The organism is Bacillus sp. ABP14, assembly GCF_001831375.1.
GTDB lineage: Bacteria > Bacillota > Bacilli > Bacillales > Bacillaceae_G > Bacillus_A > Bacillus_A paranthracis.
The window spans coordinates 1,508,637-1,525,859 of record NZ_CP017016.1 but is presented as its reverse complement, the minus strand read 5'-3'; the positions used below and the strand labels follow the sequence as shown (position 1 = coordinate 1,525,859).

Here is a 17,223-nt window from a genome sequence, read left to right as displayed (position 1 = left end):
GCTATATCCCCTGTTTCGTAATATAATCCTTTTTGCGTGTTTTTCTTATAAACGAAAGAAGAAGTTTTTTTAGCTCATAATCATATAGGAATATACCAACTACTACGATTAACGTATTCAGAACGAGCGCAATGAAATGATATGTATGCAACATATATTGCACCCCAATAAAAGTTACGCCAAAATAAATCGTATAAGGTATGACAATTTGAAATACAATTTCCCCCTTCACTACACTTACTGCTATATACCCAACTAAAGCTACAATTTCAAATAAAACCATAGCATAAGCAGCTCCTATCACCCCACCAATACTACTAAAGCTATAAAGCATAATCCCACCTATCACTAATGCTATACATTGCACAACTGTTCTTTTATTTTGACATCCACTCGTTGTTAAGCCGTCAGCTATAGCAATATTTAAACTTTGCAGCACAATGAGAAATGATAATATTTGGAGTGGCTCTACTGTATTTCTCCATTCCTCATGAAAAAATATAGAAATAAAGTATGGAGCTAAATAATATAAACCTATTGTCATACATATTCCCACGATCGCCATTAATTTTATTTGAAGTAAGTTTAATTTCGTATGCTCTTCTAATTTATTCTGATTATAATGCTTAAAGAGCACTGGATAAAACGCCCCTGCAATCACCCCTGGTACTTGATATAAAGCTGCTGGCATCCGATAAGCCACCGCGAAAACACCTACCATACTTAATGGCAATGTATAGTTAAGTAAGATAGGTGCTAATTGTGGCGTACTCATTATTAAAAAACCACTAATAATAAAAGGTGTCACTTGCCAAAACAACGCTTTATGAATTACAACTTTCATATTCACATTCGTCTTTCTTTTCATTACATATATGCTGCATATACCACCAATCATATAACCAAATCCATATAAACGCGCAGTTATATAAACTGGTAACTCTCCGAAAATACAAAAACATGTAATGATAATGACAACTGCCGCTGATACAACTTTAATAAGTGCTATATACTTCATACGCTCCGTTAGCTGAAAGTAGGCAATCCCTATATTTTGCCAAGTTAATCCTATTAACATGAAAAACATTACGTTTATCATCATATAAATCAAATTTCTATCCGCATACATATAATGAATAGCAATATAGCCGATTATAGAAATAAAAATAAGTAGAATCATCCTTACCTTTATATACGACGATAAAATCATCTCTAAGTCTATTCCATCTTTTGCCCCTTCTCGAAGAAACGTATTCGTTAGTCCTAAATCTGTAAAAAATAACATAAAAAACGTCACTGCTATAGCAACACTAAACATCCCATAATTTTGTGCATTAAAAAAATTTGCTAAAGCAATTAAACTCACAGCCTGAAGAAGATTAGCTAAAATTGTGCTATAAAATAGATGGATAATATTATTTAAAACAGATCTACCCATACCTGTTCTCCTTTGCAAGCAACCTACTTACATATATTTATCTTGCACCATTACGGTTCAATACAATTAAAACAGTTTTACATAAAATACGAATATCCATCCTGATCGTTTTCATTTCAATATACTCCATGTCCAACTTCAATTTTTCTTTTGCATCAAGATTATACCCTCCATTTATTTGTGCCCATCCTGTTAACCCTGGTTTCACGATTAAGCGGTCTTTGAATTCTGGAATATACGTATCAAATTGTTTATAAAAATACTCTCTCTCTGGCCTAGGTCCAACAAAAGACATATCGCCTTTTAAAATATTGAAAAGTTGCGGCAATTCATCAATTCTCGTTTTTCTTATAAATGACCCAACTTTAGTAATTCTTGGATCATTTTCGTCTGCCCACTGTGGTCCATTTATTTCAGCATCTGTTACCATCGACCTTAATTTAAATACATTAAATCTCTTCCCATTCATGCCTAAACGTTCTTGAAAATAAATTGGAGCTCCTGCTGTTTCGAAAACAATTATAATACAAAAAAACAACATAATTGGCAGCGTAACTAGTAACAATATGAGTGAAAATATAATATCAAACAAGCGCTTTATACTTCGATTCAAAATACTGGTCTTTTCTTGGGCCGGAATCGTATACAACTTGGCTTGATTTGTTTCACGAATCATAAATCGTTACCCCCACATTCAAGAATATAAAACTATACCTATTAATTCACATTCTTTCTTCTTTATATTTGCTATCACTTTTTGCACAGTACGTAGGGAATCTTTTCTCTTTTTAACTGCTAAGACCACTCCATCGCATTTCCCTGCAATCATGTGCGTAGCAGGAAGCTCAAATACTTCAGAGGAATACAAGAAAATGTAATCAAAATCTTCCTTCCATTTTGCAATTACATCATCAAATTCATCTGTAGCAACTAAAGGTGTACCGGTGTGTACTGTTTTTTTTGCAGGAATACAATATAAGTATTTAGATAAGTTACTAGAGAAAGTTTCATAACTACAGGAGGGATCGCTTATTATATCATTCACTGTTTTCGTATGGTTGCTTTGTAATAATAGATGTAGCTTAGGATCGGAAAAATTCACATCGATAAGTAACACCTTTTTTTTCATTTCTGCAAATACTAGCCCTATATTGACTATAAACGAGGCAACAACGCCTCTATCCTTCGTTGAACTAATTGTGAACACTTGTTTCCCCGATTTTTTTAACTCGTGATACAGCGTATAAAACTGCTCTTTCATTAAAGTATCATGCGGGTCAAATGGAAGCCGTTTCTTTGTCTTAAACATCGACATGTTCACCTCGATATATAGATGATTGCGGATCAACTTCTGTAGATTTCTTTTTTCTTTTCGGTTTCATATTTATGTAACCAATAACAGGGATTGTTGTTATTTTCTCCAAATCTTGTTCGACGTATATACGCTCATCAAAATAATCTCGAAATACAGCTAAACCTACCCCAACAAAAAAACTAACAAGTAAAGAAATAGGGATAATAAGTTGAAATTTCGGAAACAGTTTTTCAGCTTTTTCCTGTAACTCAGGGTCAGTTAATATTTTTACTCCCTGTACATTCGTATACTGCTGAAAGCTTTTTTGAGATTGTTCTGCCAGTGACTTTACAATTTCTTTTACAATTTGAGGATCCGAATCTTTTACTGTAACAGTAACAATTTGTGAATTGTCCATATTCACTACTGAAATCTTTTGAGCTAATTCGTAACTTGATTGCTCTAATTTCAAAGTTTTTTTGACGGTTGAAATAATAAGTGGACTTTTTAAAATATCAACATACGAAGTTACGAGTTGCTTATTTTCTTGTGTTTTATTTGCTGAATTTTCCTTATTAAACTCATCTAAATTCCCAACGAGAATTTGTGTTGAATATTGATATGAAGGCTTTAATACGTACATAGAGATAAGAATTAGAGAAACAGTTAAACAGCACATCGTCAAAATAATTGTTACTATCCTTCTTTTCAATAACTGTTGAAAATCCTTCATACTAATTTCTTGCTTCAATTATTTCACCGCCTTTGTCTGATTCATATTCTGCACATCATTCTTTACAGATAACTCTTTCTTCTTTCTATTCGCTTGCTTTGTTACATACTTTCCGACTCTGAATGCAAATTTTTCTACAAATATATACGAAAGCATTGCAAGTATAAATGAAAAAACGAGTGAAAAAATTAAAATGATAGGCAACGGCAATATTTCATGAAGCATGTATATAAGGGAAAATAACGATATGATATGGTATAAATAAAGACTGTAAGAAATCTTTCCCAAATATAACAAGTATTTATTACGCAGCAACGATGACAAAGTTGATACTGCTAAACTTAATATGACAAATAAACATGCACTTATCGCTACTACGTAGTCTCGCAATATAAAATTATTGAGCACTTTAATTTCTCCGATAAGCCCTTCATACATATAAAGTAAAATCGCTAATAAAAACCATGCAATTTTCTCATTTTTAGTACGATTACTATAAAAAACTATTACATTATTTTTATACTTCGCAACTAGTGCCCCTAGTAAAAACAGTACTGTGTAATGCAGGGTTAATGCATAGCTTGTTAATGTTAAACTTGAATGAAATAACAATAGAATCACGACAGAACATATACTAAAACTAAACAATGTCAATAACGAATCCCTCAACGTTTTTCGTAAACAAACCATCAAAACTAACGGGAAAATTATTGATATTCGCATTTCATGAACAAGTGACCAAATTACGCCGTTATATGCATCTGTATTATATTTCCCAACCAATAATATATGCTGCACGATTAGGCTTAAAGAACTTTCAAGCGTCCATGAGCGATTAAACCATTCACTTAAATCAGAAATTCCATATTTACTCATTGTAGTTTGACATAAAATAGCTATCAGTATTGCTACGATATATGGAATATAAATTCTGCATATACGCTTTAAAAGGAAGGACCTATAACTATCGTAGTTGTTTTGAATGGATCTATACAAAACAAATCCACTCAAAACAAAAAAGATAATAACAGATTCGTTACCACTACTAAAAATTAGACGAGCAGGTGTTTCTTTTAATAGATACATAACAAATGGTTTATTATCTTCATAACTGTAATTTTGAAATACTGAAAAAATCATTAAATGATGACCAATCATTACTACCAATGAGGAAATTCCTCGAATTGAATCCAGTTCTTCATACCTATCCATCGTTTTATATCAACTCCTAATGAAATGATAATAATCATTTCAAAGCGACACCATTATTCATATTCCTCTCCTTTCTTTTCATTCCAATTTTTCATATTAAAATGATTTATAGCGTAATTTTGAATGTATTGTAACATTTTTTGCAATATTATGAATAGTTAATCTTTTTAATTGATATATACCAATTTCAACCTCGAAAAATGAAAAAAATTGGTAGAAAAACACTATGAAAATATGTTGTATATTTACAAAAATTAAAGAAGAGAATATATTTATTTCAATATAAAACAAAAAAAGATAGCCTTTATCGGCTATCTTTTTTTACCTTATTTACCACTATATGTGACATGTCGTTTCTCAATTCGTTCCTCAATTTCTTTCATATTTTCTTTATTATTTAATAGTGATTGTTTATTTTCAATTAATAGTTGTTTAAAAGATTTTCTCACTTTTTTTCTCATTTTTTATTGTCCTCCTTGGGGGATGGTTTATATAAAGTGAAACTTTAATCAGTGGGGGTTTTCTTCATCCCCCACTGATTATTAGTTGAACCAATCGGACTTTTATGGGCAGTTAATCCCCCACCTAACTTCTTTGCTTTCGCTGAATTTTGAAGTGGGGGGTCTTACTGCCCATTAAAGTGGGATAAAAGATAAAGAATTATCTGGTTGTTCTTATAATAATTGATTGTTGTGAATTCCATTTGAACTTCATATGAAAATTACATTTATTTTCTGACAACTTTGTGAACACGAAAAAAGAGCTCCTTCTAAAGCAGTTTTCTAATCGCTTTATTTCATTACATAATTCGCCATTTACGCCATCTTATATCAATTACCTTGTCGAAATATTTATATATATTTCTAGCGCAGTTTCATATACTTTCGCTAACTTACATACTGTGTTCCAAAATAAAAAAGAAGGTGCCACCTAGTCAAAGTTCGACTCATGCAACATCCTTCTTTCTAAACTATTTACAGCATATTGATTAATATTTCAGGTCTTCCCCAATTCATTTCTTCACAAACGAATCGTAATTTTTCTTCATCTATTGTGTGTAATCCTTCTTCTAGTGAACATGAAATAGGAACTTCACAATGAATTTGCGCTAATTGTAATGAAATATTTAAATTCTCTAAATCACTTTCGATCTTCGTACGTTGCGCTTTCGTTAATGATGCCACATTTTCTAGTACAGTTGCTACTGTACCATGTTCTTGAATAAGCTTATACGCTGTTTTTTCACCGATACCTTTTACACCTGGGTAATTATCGCTCGTATCTCCCATGAAAGCTTTCGCATGCACGATTTGCCACGGTTCTACACCTTTTTCTTCCATAATTTTCTCCGGTGTGTAATACTCGTAATTTCCAATTCCTTTGCGCAGAAGCATAACTGTAACGTTCTTATCAACAAGTTGAAGTAAATCCGTATCACCTGTTAAAATATAAACTTCCGCTTCATTGCAGTATTGTTTTGCTAGTGTACCGATACAATCATCCGCTTCATACCCTTTCATGCCGATAACTGGAACAGATAATTTCGCAGTCATTTCTTGCACTAGATCAAATTGCGGAATTAATTCTTCAGGTGGCGCTGCACGATTCGCTTTATAATTTGAGAACGACTCTGTTCTAAATGTTGTACTTCCCATATCCCAGCATGTTACGATGTGTGTCGGTTCAATTGTTTGCATTGCCGTTAATAAATGTTTCATATAACCATGAATCCCGTTTGTAGGGGTACCATCTTGTCGTTTCATAAACTGCCCGTAGACACTTGTTGCATAAAAAGCACGAAATAATAGTGCCATACCATCAACTAATAATACTTTTTTCATAATTCCTCTCCTACCAAAAAAAATAATAACCCCACGTCATCACGTAAGGTTATATAAATAGATTACCATTCTACGTTTTTCAACTTTGTCTATTATACATTGTTTTTGTATATTTAGCATCATTTACACATTAAGACGTTTTACTACAACAAGTATGAAGAATCCCTGTATACGTATTTTTCCCAGTTGAAACTACTACAGCTTTTGCATTTCCACTAACAATATACGTCCCTTTGAAACATACATTTTCAAGTTCAAGTGGATTATAGTCTTTCATTCTTTTCAAAGGAATAAATCGTTTGCGTTCAAGATGATAACAACTTTCAAATTTCTCAACACTTGCATCGTTTCCTGTTAGCACAGATTCATTTACTAATAGATCATTTGCATAAATGATACGTACATCTGCTGGTACTGTATCACCTTCTGAAAGGAAAATCATATCTCCTGGAACAAGCTCTTGTACTGGCAAATCCATCATTTTTAATTCACCGTTTAAACCTGTTATACTAGAACATTCTACTCGAGACACAGTAATCTTCTCACATTGTAATCCATCTCTCACATGTTGTTTTGAAAAACCTGGGATCATTCCACCTAGCTTCATCATCACTTCTGCAATACGAGCTCTTTTTGAAGTTAATTCATTTCGGCCGTATACTTGAATACGTTTTTGTGCCTCTTTCATAGATAATCCATCTCTTGTTGTTTTAAAATACGCAAATACAGATTTTACATCTCTCGTTGCGATTTCAATTAATAAATCTTTATTTTTTTGAAGCATCGTTTGTTCTTTCATTGATTTTTTGCTTAATTTATATGACGTGTTACCCACATTTTTGTTTGCATATAACATATTATCGTCTCCTCCTTTACAACGTAGGAAGAAACGCTTTGTTTCTCAATTTATCCACTTTACAGTGAAAGTGTCTAGCGCCTAAACATACATATAAACGCTACATGATGATAAATATAGAGGGAGGAACAAGTCGTTTCCTGCCTACATCATATATTTTTGATTTGAAGTATATGGGTAACGGAACCGAGTCAGAATTTGACATGCTCCTCACCTCCTCGTTTTATTTTATAGTTTATACTATGAAATTACTCATAGCTTTGTAACAAAAAGACCCTTACTCCGAAAAGAGTAAAGGCCATGACATACACAAATAAACGATTCCTAATACAATTAGAAATCTACGGACCTCTCCCTCGCCGAGTTTTAGCACTGTATAGCATAGGTACATTACCAGCTACGTTAAGAAAAACCTTAATTCGATCATTCCTGTTGACCCATTGGCGTCTCTCGACATTTTTGGGCAGTAGCATTTCTCTATACAGGAGCCTCACCTAACAGAGACTTATTTTTATTACATAGAAAATGTTACTCTTATTTAAAATAGATGTCAACACCTTGAATGGAATCTTTTCCTTATTACAACAACTCCCTCTCATATACATACGATTTCTCTTTCTACGTATCAAATGAATGAAGCACATATTTTAAAATTAGTAAAAATAAAAACCTTACGTTTAAACGTAAAGTTTTTAATAAGTTATACAACCAGCAATTACAATCCCAATTGAAAGCGATAAAAACATAAGAAAAAGACCGACCGCTTGATTATCTTCTTCAAGACTTTTATTTATATTAAAGCGTGGTGTAAGCCACTCAGCTAAATAAAAGACGATAATTTGAGCCAAAATCCCAACCGCTCCCCACGAAACCATATCAAGAAGTGAAATGGAATTAGCTGCTGTCGAATATAAAACAATAGCTAAACCAAGTAATCGCCCTCCAAGTACATAGCTTACCGCCTTATTTCCTTGGGCCATTAGCTTAAATTCTTTTACTTTCGTTGTCACTTCCATCAGGAGAAGACCTATGCATAAAAGGCCAAGTGTTACTGCTAAATATAATAAAAAATTAATCATATACTTTCCTCCTTTTTTATACCTACCGGTAAATAGTACGATTCATTCCCCGTAATTTTTTCACCAGCACGAATACCAATACTACTTGCTTTTCCTGCAATTAAAAATGAACCAAACACATACGACAATTTCTCCATCCCTTTTTCTGTTTCCAACGATACGACTGGAAGTTCTGTATACTTTTGAAATATCGGCAGCGACGCTTTATACGTTTGGTGTATATTTTGAAGTAAAACATTTTCGTCCTTATCGCGAATCGTAATTGTATCTCCTTCTCTACCAAATGAAGGTTTTTGAACGAAAGAACCTTTTCCTAAAAATAAATCTGGTTCTAAATATGTAGGTAGCATATATTCTTTAATCCACTGTTGTTCCTCATTTGTATAAAAGGCCTCTTCTTCTGCTAACCCCCAAATAAGACACTGAACTGATTTTGGCTGAAGTAAAAATGCTGACAAAGGATTGATGATAAAAAGCTTTCCGGCTTTTACGAGTTGCAACAACTCCACACCTACCAAATCTCCTGTTTCAGGATCTTGATCCTCAATTAAATCTTCTATCGGATATGTTTGGCGGTATAAAACATCAATTTGCACTCCATCCCTATCCACTAAAGCATCTTTTGTAATTCTAAGTTCTGACATTGGCACTACTTTATTTTCAACATGGCATAGCTGACTCAAATACATAGTCGTATTCCAATCCTCAATATGTTCATGATGTGCTGTAAAAATAACATTCGGGTTGTCTATTCCCTTTGTCGCTTCCATAACGGCTTTTGTAATACCAGAAGATAGTAGTCGTTCTTGATCCGAATTTGGATTATCATAGCCTAGTTTCTCACAAACTTTTCCATTCATTTGAAAGCATTCCATAATAAATGTTGGCGTATCACTATTAAATTCGAGCATTTTAATTTGGTTATCATCTGTTAAAACGAAATCAAACCGCGAAATAACAGATTCAGGATATAATCCTTTCATTCTAATGAACGATAAGCTCGCAGGAGGAAATCCAAGTTCAAGAAGCTGTTCGTCACTTAAATTACGCAGAAGTCTAGCAGTCTTAAAAAATATTTTTCCCATTCGTTCAGTTGCTAACTGTAATTGTTTCATAGTCTCATTTGTTATAGAGAAAACATGAAATAAACTATACTCACATTCATATAGATCCGACCAGAAATCCGGATATTTCGAATAAAACTCTTTTCGCTCTCTTATGTACTGCGACATATGTTAGCCCCCAAATCCTCCCTTTGAACCGCTTCCAATTCCACCTTTAAATTCCGCAGACGATTGATAAGATTTAAACGCAGATGAATTTTTGAAAGTGGATTTATTTTGATAGTATCTCCCGCCATAGAAATAATGCCCACGATATCCTGAACTACTATCATCACACTGCCATACCCCAAGTTCATCATCCCAATCCCAATCTGCACAACTTTTATCATTCGGTTTTGGGGGAAGATCTTGTGCGCAGCCAAATAAGGTGCCAGTCATTAAAGACGTTACGACACCACCTACTAACCATTTCGTTTTTGTCACCTTCGCACTCCCCTTTTTAAATTCTATTCCTATTATATAGGATGGCATGATAAAGTAGAAGAAAAAGGAAGAAGAGTGATGAAATGCGCTTAGAATACCGACTTAATGATGAGACGAAAGGGTATCCAGCTTTATGGAACTATGCAAATATTTCTAATTCTGAAATCATTGCACGCATGACTTGTGAATATTTTATAAAAGATAAAAATACATATGTTGTCACTGCAACCTCAGTAGATCCAGACGGAACAGCAGTTATATATATTCAACAAGAAACTTTCTCTAACGATCCTTCAGATCCTACTTACTTCCACATCGGTTTTGAAATTAGAGAGCTAAAGGATACAAGTTCAAACTTGATTGAAAGTAAAGATGTATGGAACTATGAAGAAATCTTGCCATATCTGCATTCAGATATTATATATATTCAACAAGACGGCAAGCATATGGAGTTTGCTTTAGATTCAAGAGAGATTGATGAAGACAGAAAATGCTATATTTATTACGGAAACTTCACAGGTGAATCAAGATAACATGGATATATGTATACAACAAAAAAACCTTACGTATAAAACGTAAGGTTTTTATATAGCCCCACATATGCCGTTCTCTCTAGATGTCCATAAACCTGCTCTCACAGGTGGATGCTCTCACAAATGTTTGTAACTTCCTTCTTAAAAAGATGGCATGTTAGCTACATTTAAATATTGAACTTCCATATTAAACTTATTGGTTTAAGACATGCATAAGCTACGTACACCGTAGGAATTTTATATAATGTTAGTTGAAATAAGACCCCCGCACGTGCCGCTCCTCGTAAATGTCCAAAAACCCGCTACTCGCAGGTGGATGCCCTCACAGTTACCGTACATCTTCCTCCACAAAGAAGGCTTGATGATGGTCGCTAAATATTGAGCTTCCGTATAACTAACATCGGTTTTAGACATAAATAAGTTACGCACACCGCAGGATGTATTATTTACTTGTCGTTATATTATCACATTGTTTCCAATGTGTAAAATACAAAGTTTTTCGAGCAATCTCTTGCTTGTGACCTTATTTTAATACAAATTATTTTTGCATGCAAGTGATTAATCTTCTTCTTTTGCAATTTGATTTTCTGGATAAGAAATCCAATCACTCCAGCTACCTGCATACAATTTAACATTTTGGAATCCAGCTAATTTCAATGCAACGATATTTGGACATGCTGTAACACCAGAACCACAATATACAATTGTTTCCTTATCTTTCGAAAGGTTTTGGAATCGTTCTTGTTGCTGAGCTTCATTCTTAAATTGTCCTGATTGCAGCATTCCATCCTTCCAAAAATAATTTACTGCTGTTGGAATGTGTCCTGCTTTCGGATCAACAAGTTCCTCTACACCAACATAACGTTTTGGCTCTCTAGAATCAATTAACGTAACATCTGCACCTGCATAGATATTCTCTCTCACCGTTTCCATCGTTACAAGCATATGATTTTGTACATTTGCTTTGAATGCTTTTCGTTTAGCAACAGAAATTTCTGTTGTTACCGGTAGTCCATTCTCTTTCCATGCTGGAAATCCACCATCTAATATATATACTTCCTCATGTCCTACATAGTTTAATAACCACCAAAGACGAGAAGCATTTGCACCCGCTTCACTGTCATATGCAATCACTGTCGTATGTTCATCAATACCAGCTCGCGACAGCTTGTCTGCAAACTCCTCAATATTTGGTAACGGGTGGCGACCACCATGTTCTGTTATAGGACTTGATAAATCTACATTCAAATCAAAATATAATGCATGAGGAATATGTTCCTCCTCATACTTTTCTCTACCCCAATTAGGATTCGCTAAATCAAAACGACAATCGATTATACGGACGTTCTCATCTTCTATATGCTCACGTAACCATTCGACTGTAACTAACATCTTTAACGACCTTCTTTCTCTTTCAAACGACTTACATACTCCATAACCATTTCTTTTGTAACATATTTACGCTCTAGTGTAACACCATTTTTTGCAAGAGCATTAATTTGCTTCGTTACAACATTAATGACATCAACCGAAAATTCTTTCCCATTTGACGCAAGAGATACGGCTGCTTCAATAGCTGCTTCACGCTGCGCATCTAATTGTAAACATGCTTTTACACTTTCATTTTGTTTACGAGAATGTGCTGTAATTGCTTTATGTACTTCCATCTTCTCTTCCCCCTAAATAAGTTATACGTTCTGATTTAATTCCATTGCAAGCCGAATCATATCACGGCATACAATCCCATTTTCAATAATCTCTTCTTCATAATGCTTCGAAAAGTAATCAAAATCAATAGAAAAAATACGAAATCCACATTTTTGATAGAAAGCAAGTTGTGAAACACTAGAATTGCCTGTACCAACTTCAAGTTTTGACATACCATATCCTTTAGCAGTTTCTATAGCATGACTTATTAGCTTCTTTCCAATCCCTTTTCCTTGCAAATGCTCTACAACCGCAATATTCATAATTTCCATCGTCTTCGGCCTTGTTTCCAAAATTACATATATACCGATTACATTATCCTCTTGCTTAGCTACGTATGTTAATCCTCTTTGTACATATGCACCAATTTGCTGTTCACTTGGATCAGCAAGTAGTAATAAAGACTTCGGTATAGCTTCTTTTGAAATACGTTCTATTACAACAGTCATAAAAAATTCCCCCTTCTCTATTGTTCTAAACCCTCCTTGTCTACCATAAGTAATAGAAAGGAGGGATTCACCATGGACAACAATGAGAAAAAATGCAACGTCATCTCTATTGATGGAAAGAAGAAGAAGAGCGACACATATTCCTATCCAAAATTAGTAGTAGAAAATAAAACATATGAATTTTCTTCGTTCGTCTTATGCGGTGAAACACCAGACGGCAGACGACTCGTTCTTACTCATATGATTTCTACCGATGAATTTGCTGGATTTGTCAAATCTTTAGATACGGTACTACAAAAGAAAATCGAACGAATCTTTTTCTCATAACGACTACATCACATACATTTCTTTTTCAATCTCTACTAATTGCTTTTGCAATTGTTCTTTACTTTGTTCATATAGTGATACATCAATCGTTTCAGCCAATGCAAATAATACACTTTCATAATAATTCATCACATCTTGCTGCATCACTTTTTGGAATAAGTTCCATTTCAAATCCCACTCTTGCTTATAATGATGAACAAATAAATCTTTTTCATCAGCTACATAGTTTGATACGAGAGGTTCTAATACAGATTTAGCGTCTTCTTGCATAAAGGCTTTGTCATTCTTTTCAAAAAAGCTTTTCTCGTTTTTAAAGTGTGCCAATGCTTTTTTGAAATCTTTTATTTCAACTGAAGGGAACGGTTCTTTATGTGTAATATCTTTATATTCATATTCCACTGTTCCATTCATAGAAATTGATTCATTTTCTACTTTACAGTTCACCACAATTTCATTCTTTGCACGCTTCATCGCTTCATCTATCCATCTTTCAAGGCGTAATGATGTCGCACGCATTTCTTGTAATAAATCATGCTGAATAAATGCTACTAATTCCATAACACACTGCTGCAACTGCACTTTCACATTTCCATCCGTTCGAAGCGATGCTGGATTAATAAATTCAGTAAACACATCGTTATAGCGTAGGAATAGACGTTGTTGCACGTAATAAAGCAATTCTTTCACTTCATTTTGCATCGCCTGTTCTTCAGCAAGCACACTATATGATGAAATAATATGAAGTAGTTGATCACGCTCTGCTTCATATTTTTTCGTTTGCTTCTCTTTCTCTTCATTCCCCTGCTTTGCACCATTTATCATATTTACTAACAGCTGATCTGCCCCTTGCAATGCACCATATAAAGCATGAACAGATACGAGCATTAAATCTCTCATCATAAAGGATGTAAATGATTTCTCGAACTTAGCAATCCCAGAGTTTTGTAAAATACCGTACTTCTCTTTCTCAATATTTTTTCCTTGTTTCTCTTCAAGCGCACATAAACTTGAAATTGCAAATAAACGTGGATTTCTAATACCGTATTGCAGTAGCTGGTCTGCGATATAACCTTTTACCATTTTAAGTTCTTCTTCAGACTCTGCTAAATCGGCCGCATTAATTAAGAAGAACATTTTATCAAGAGCAAAAGTATCCTTTACACGACCAAGCTGAATTAAAAATTCACGGTCAGCACGAGAGAACACGTGATTATAATACGTGACAAACAAAATAGCATCTGCGTTTTTAATATACTGGAACGCAACGTCTGTATGGCGGGCGTTAATAGAATCCGCTCCAGGTGTATCTACAAGCGCTACTCCTTGCCTTGTTAATGCACAATCATAATAAAGCTCCATGTACTCAACAAAACAAGATTTTTCTTCATTCGCTACATAATCAGAAAACTCTTCTAATGTAACTTGTACTTTCTCACCTAAATGTGCAGAAACTGTATCATACCCTTTTTGTACTGCTCGTAAAAAGCTAAATGTTGTTTTTTGCTTCCCAGTTGGTGAAGGGTATTTCATAACTTTATCAATCTGTGCTAACGCTTCATCTAACGTAGTAATCTCATAATGAAACAGCTTATAAACAGCTTTCATATCTTCTAATAAGGCTTGCTTTGATTTAAATTGAACCATTACTGTTCCGTGTGGTTTTTCCTCTGTAACTGGCAAAATTTGATTAATCGTTGCCGTCGTCGGATTTGGTGACACTGGAAGTACTTTCTCACCAAGCAATGCATTGGCAAATGATGATTTCCCAGCACTAAAAGCTCCGAATAACGCTACTGTAAATTGTTTCGTTTCCACACGGCGCCTTTTTTCTATTACCTCTTGCTGTACATGTTTTAGCGCTGGCAATGGTTCTAATATCGTTTCAGCTTTCTTCACTTTCTCTAATATACGCTGAATATTTAAAGCTGCCGTTCCTTTTATCTCTTCCTCACGAGCCGCTACGTTATCATTTACAATTTCCTGCTCTTGTAGTGTGAATTTCTCACTAACAATTTGTTTTTTACTTTGCAATATCTCTTCTATTTGCAACCCTTCTGGTGTAGCAACACGATCATGCCAAACATTTTGTAAATAGCCTTCATATGCCTCCAAATTGTTACTGTATTGCAATTTCGTTTCTTTCGCCGTTTGCAACATCGTATATGTTTCAATCTCTTCTTCAATACGATCAACTGCTTCTTTTACCTTTTGCTTTAAAACGACTGCACTTTTATCAAAAATTTGCTGTGCTTTTATAAAATAACGTTTCTTTAATTCATTCGCTACATCCGCTGTATAAAGAAGTAAGTAATCACCTGTGAAACCTGCACCTTGTTTAATTACTTCTGCTAACATTTCTGGTCCAAAAGCAATTTCTAAATCATATATGTCTTTCCCAATTTCCTCTGTAAACAACCCTTCTTCTTTTAAGAAGGCAACAATAAATTCTTTCACATGAAAATCAAGTTGCGTTTCAACCGTCTTTTGCAAAGCTGAATAAAAAGCATCTAAACGTCTCTGTTTTTCTTGCTCAGTCTTTCCTTTCGCAAATAGCAAACCAACTTTAAATTTTGTTAATTTCGTTTCTAAGTACGCATTTGCCAATTCTCTCATTTCAAACGGCATTAAATACGCGTTATCTAATATAGCTTGTAAGCCTTTTATAAATTCATTTCTCATTTGAGACTCTTTATTAGCCTCGCGATGTTTCATTTCCGTTAGCTCTTCTTTCTTTTCAACTATTTCTGAAATGGAAAGCGGTGATGCTAACTCTTCCTCATATTTCAAAAGAGTTTTTTCATTTTCAGAAAGAATAAACGAGACATGTTCTCCCATTAAATATTCTGTTTCTCGCTCCATTCCAGCTCTTACATACTGCTCTTTTTCTTTCATAATAGAAGTAATTAATGTTTCCAAGTTTCCAATTTCATTATGTGGATGGTTCATCATTCGTAATGATGTATAATAAACTCCATCTACTTCAATATCCCAGTTAGAGAACGATTGTTTTACACTGTCTCTATAATCCTCAAATGATAATTCATTTTCTTTATGTTTATCTATTTGATTGACAACGAGATAAACCGTTTTATTACGTTGTTTCAATTCTTTAACAAATTGTAAATTCACTTCCGATTGGACGTGATTATAATCCATCATATAAAAAATTACGTCTGCTAGATGCAGCGTTGATTCTGTCGCTAGTTGATGGGCATCATCTGTTGAATCAATCCCTGGTGTATCAACTAACATAACACCTTCAGGAATTGGCGCATCATTCCGATAAATATGAACACCAATTACCTCGTCACCGTCTTTACAAATTTGTTTTAATTCTTCCGCTGAATATGCACCGTCATATTCGTACTGTTCTCCAGATTTAACCGTTACAACAACACGATCCATTCCTTTTTCAATTTTGACAACGTTAGCGCTTGTCGGAATTGGACTTGTCGGTAACAACTGCGCTTTATATAGATGATTCATCATCGTTGATTTCCCTGCAGAGAAGTGACCGCAGAACGCAATCATAAGCTGCTCTTGCTTATATTTTTGAATCACCTCAAATAACTTTAAACTATTCTCTGCATCGCCGTGTTTTTGCCACTCTTCATAAAAACAAACAAGTTTTTTCATACCGTTTGTCTGTACTATGTTTGTCATCCCCTTGTTCCCCTTTATCCAAGATGTATATACTTTTCCCCGCTATTTGCGAGCACATAATCAACAGGAGATACATCCCTCATTGATTACCGTTTCACTTTACTATCATACTAAATTTTCAGCATATTCTCATTAAAAATAAAAAATCCCTTTCATTCTTTTTACAAATGAAAGGGATTTTATGTAATATCACTCATTTTGCCGTTCCTACTCCATTTAAAACATACTTTGCAATAACTGCATATACAGCGACTGTACCTGCTACTAATGCATATACCATACTCGTGCACCAACCTTTTTTTGATAATGATTATCACTTTTGAATACATTTTATCATTAAAGAGAATCATTATCAACACTTTTCATAAAGAAAGCCCCTTATAAGAAGGAGCTTTACTGCCTGTTTTGAAGAAGATTAAAACTTGTTGTGCACTCTTATTATATCTCATCTTACATAACTTAATAGTTAAAAAAAATGGAAATCCACCCTATACCCTCCATCTTACATTTTGTATAATAAAAGGGAATTACTTAACAAGGAGGA

Annotated in this window: 17 protein-coding genes, 2 other RNA genes and 1 riboswitch; of the genes, 2 read left to right on the top strand and 17 right to left on the bottom strand. The window is 34.1% G+C overall.

The window, feature by feature from the left end; genetic code table 11:
• Position 1: 1 nt before the first annotated feature.
• From BGI23_RS08065 to BGI23_RS08015, 11 genes are all read right to left on the bottom strand, one after another.
• The gene (locus BGI23_RS08065) at positions 2–1,438 is read right to left on the bottom strand and encodes an oligosaccharide flippase family protein (RefSeq protein WP_000533790.1); all 1,437 of its coding nucleotides are present in this window, start codon (positions 1,436–1,438) and stop codon (positions 2–4) included.
• A 37-nt stretch (positions 1,439–1,475) separates the two neighbouring features.
• On the bottom strand, positions 1,476–2,114 hold the full coding sequence (locus BGI23_RS08060) for a sugar transferase (protein ID WP_044790373.1): 639 nt from the start codon (positions 2,112–2,114) through the stop codon (positions 1,476–1,478).
• An 18-nt stretch (positions 2,115–2,132) separates the two neighbouring features.
• Positions 2,133–2,753, bottom strand: a complete 621-nt coding sequence (locus BGI23_RS08055) for a CpsD/CapB family tyrosine-protein kinase (RefSeq protein ID WP_041184092.1) — start codon at positions 2,751–2,753, stop codon at positions 2,133–2,135.
• A complete protein-coding gene (locus tag BGI23_RS08050; protein WP_000806895.1) occupies positions 2,740–3,483 on the bottom strand; it encodes a YveK family protein in 744 nt (247 codons plus the stop codon). Before BGI23_RS08050 ends, BGI23_RS08055 begins: the two co-directional genes overlap by 14 nt.
• Positions 3,484–4,677, bottom strand: a complete 1,194-nt coding sequence (locus tag BGI23_RS08045; RefSeq protein WP_000376426.1) for an acyltransferase family protein — start codon at positions 4,675–4,677, stop codon at positions 3,484–3,486. It abuts the gene before it with no gap.
• Positions 4,678–5,003: 326 nt separating this feature from the next.
• Positions 5,004–5,138, bottom strand: coding sequence for an FbpB family small basic protein (locus BGI23_RS08040; protein WP_044790374.1), 135 nt, complete (start codon positions 5,136–5,138; stop codon positions 5,004–5,006).
• Positions 5,139–5,651: 513 nt separating this feature from the next.
• Complete coding sequence (locus BGI23_RS08035; protein WP_070805640.1) at positions 5,652–6,518, bottom strand: 5'-3' exonuclease; 867 nt, start codon at positions 6,516–6,518, stop codon at positions 5,652–5,654.
• Between the two features lie 130 nt (positions 6,519–6,648).
• Positions 6,649–7,374: a P-type ATPase actuator domain-containing protein gene (locus tag BGI23_RS08030; protein WP_070805639.1), complete on the bottom strand. Its 726-nt coding sequence runs from the start codon at positions 7,372–7,374 to the stop codon at positions 6,649–6,651.
• Positions 7,375–7,717: 343 nt separating this feature from the next.
• A riboswitch (M-box (ykoK) riboswitch) is annotated at positions 7,718–7,883 on the bottom strand.
• Positions 7,884–8,066: 183 nt separating this feature from the next.
• The gene (locus tag BGI23_RS08025; protein ID WP_000606864.1) at positions 8,067–8,453 is read right to left on the bottom strand and encodes a DUF350 domain-containing protein; all 387 of its coding nucleotides are present in this window, start codon (positions 8,451–8,453) and stop codon (positions 8,067–8,069) included.
• A complete protein-coding gene (locus BGI23_RS08020) occupies positions 8,450–9,685 on the bottom strand; it encodes a glutathionylspermidine synthase family protein (RefSeq protein WP_070805638.1) in 1,236 nt (411 codons plus the stop codon). The genes BGI23_RS08025 and BGI23_RS08020 overlap by 4 nt, the downstream gene beginning before the upstream one ends.
• Positions 9,686–9,688: 3 nt before the next feature.
• Positions 9,689–10,000, bottom strand: a complete 312-nt coding sequence (locus tag BGI23_RS08015) for a hypothetical protein (RefSeq protein WP_000169020.1) — start codon at positions 9,998–10,000, stop codon at positions 9,689–9,691.
• An 83-nt stretch (positions 10,001–10,083) separates the two neighbouring features.
• On the opposite strand from BGI23_RS08015, the gene BGI23_RS08010 reads away from it, so the two are divergent.
• Positions 10,084–10,533 carry a hypothetical protein gene (locus tag BGI23_RS08010; protein ID WP_001235515.1) on the top strand — a complete coding sequence of 150 codons (450 nt, stop codon included), beginning with the start codon at positions 10,084–10,086 and terminating at the stop codon, positions 10,531–10,533.
• 54 nt (positions 10,534–10,587) lie between these two features.
• Here BGI23_RS08010 and ssrS (BGI23_RS08005) read toward each other — a convergent pair.
• From ssrS (BGI23_RS08005) to BGI23_RS07985, 5 genes are all read right to left on the bottom strand, one after another.
• Positions 10,588–10,771: non-coding RNA, 6S RNA (gene ssrS / locus BGI23_RS08005), on the bottom strand.
• 21 nt (positions 10,772–10,792) lie between these two features.
• Positions 10,793–10,975: non-coding RNA, 6S RNA (gene ssrS / locus BGI23_RS08000), on the bottom strand.
• A gap of 116 nt (positions 10,976–11,091) precedes the next feature.
• On the bottom strand, positions 11,092–11,925 hold the full coding sequence (locus tag BGI23_RS07995; RefSeq protein ID WP_070805637.1) for a sulfurtransferase: 834 nt from the start codon (positions 11,923–11,925) through the stop codon (positions 11,092–11,094).
• 2 nt (positions 11,926–11,927) lie between these two features.
• Positions 11,928–12,200, bottom strand: a complete 273-nt coding sequence (locus tag BGI23_RS07990) for a YpbS family protein (protein ID WP_000451811.1) — start codon at positions 12,198–12,200, stop codon at positions 11,928–11,930.
• Positions 12,201–12,221: 21 nt separating this feature from the next.
• On the bottom strand, positions 12,222–12,689 hold the full coding sequence (locus BGI23_RS07985) for a GNAT family N-acetyltransferase (protein ID WP_044790378.1): 468 nt from the start codon (positions 12,687–12,689) through the stop codon (positions 12,222–12,224).
• Positions 12,690–12,761: 72 nt separating this feature from the next.
• Here BGI23_RS07985 and BGI23_RS07980 point away from each other — a divergent pair, with 72 nt between their 5' ends.
• On the top strand, positions 12,762–13,016 hold the full coding sequence (locus BGI23_RS07980) for a DUF3931 domain-containing protein (RefSeq protein WP_000369740.1): 255 nt from the start codon (positions 12,762–12,764) through the stop codon (positions 13,014–13,016).
• Positions 13,017–13,019: 3 nt separating this feature from the next.
• On the opposite strand, the gene BGI23_RS07975 is transcribed toward BGI23_RS07980, so the two are convergent.
• On the bottom strand, positions 13,020–16,679 hold the full coding sequence (locus BGI23_RS07975; RefSeq protein WP_070805636.1) for a dynamin family protein: 3,660 nt from the start codon (positions 16,677–16,679) through the stop codon (positions 13,020–13,022).
• Between the last annotated feature and the right edge of the window lie 544 nt (positions 16,680–17,223).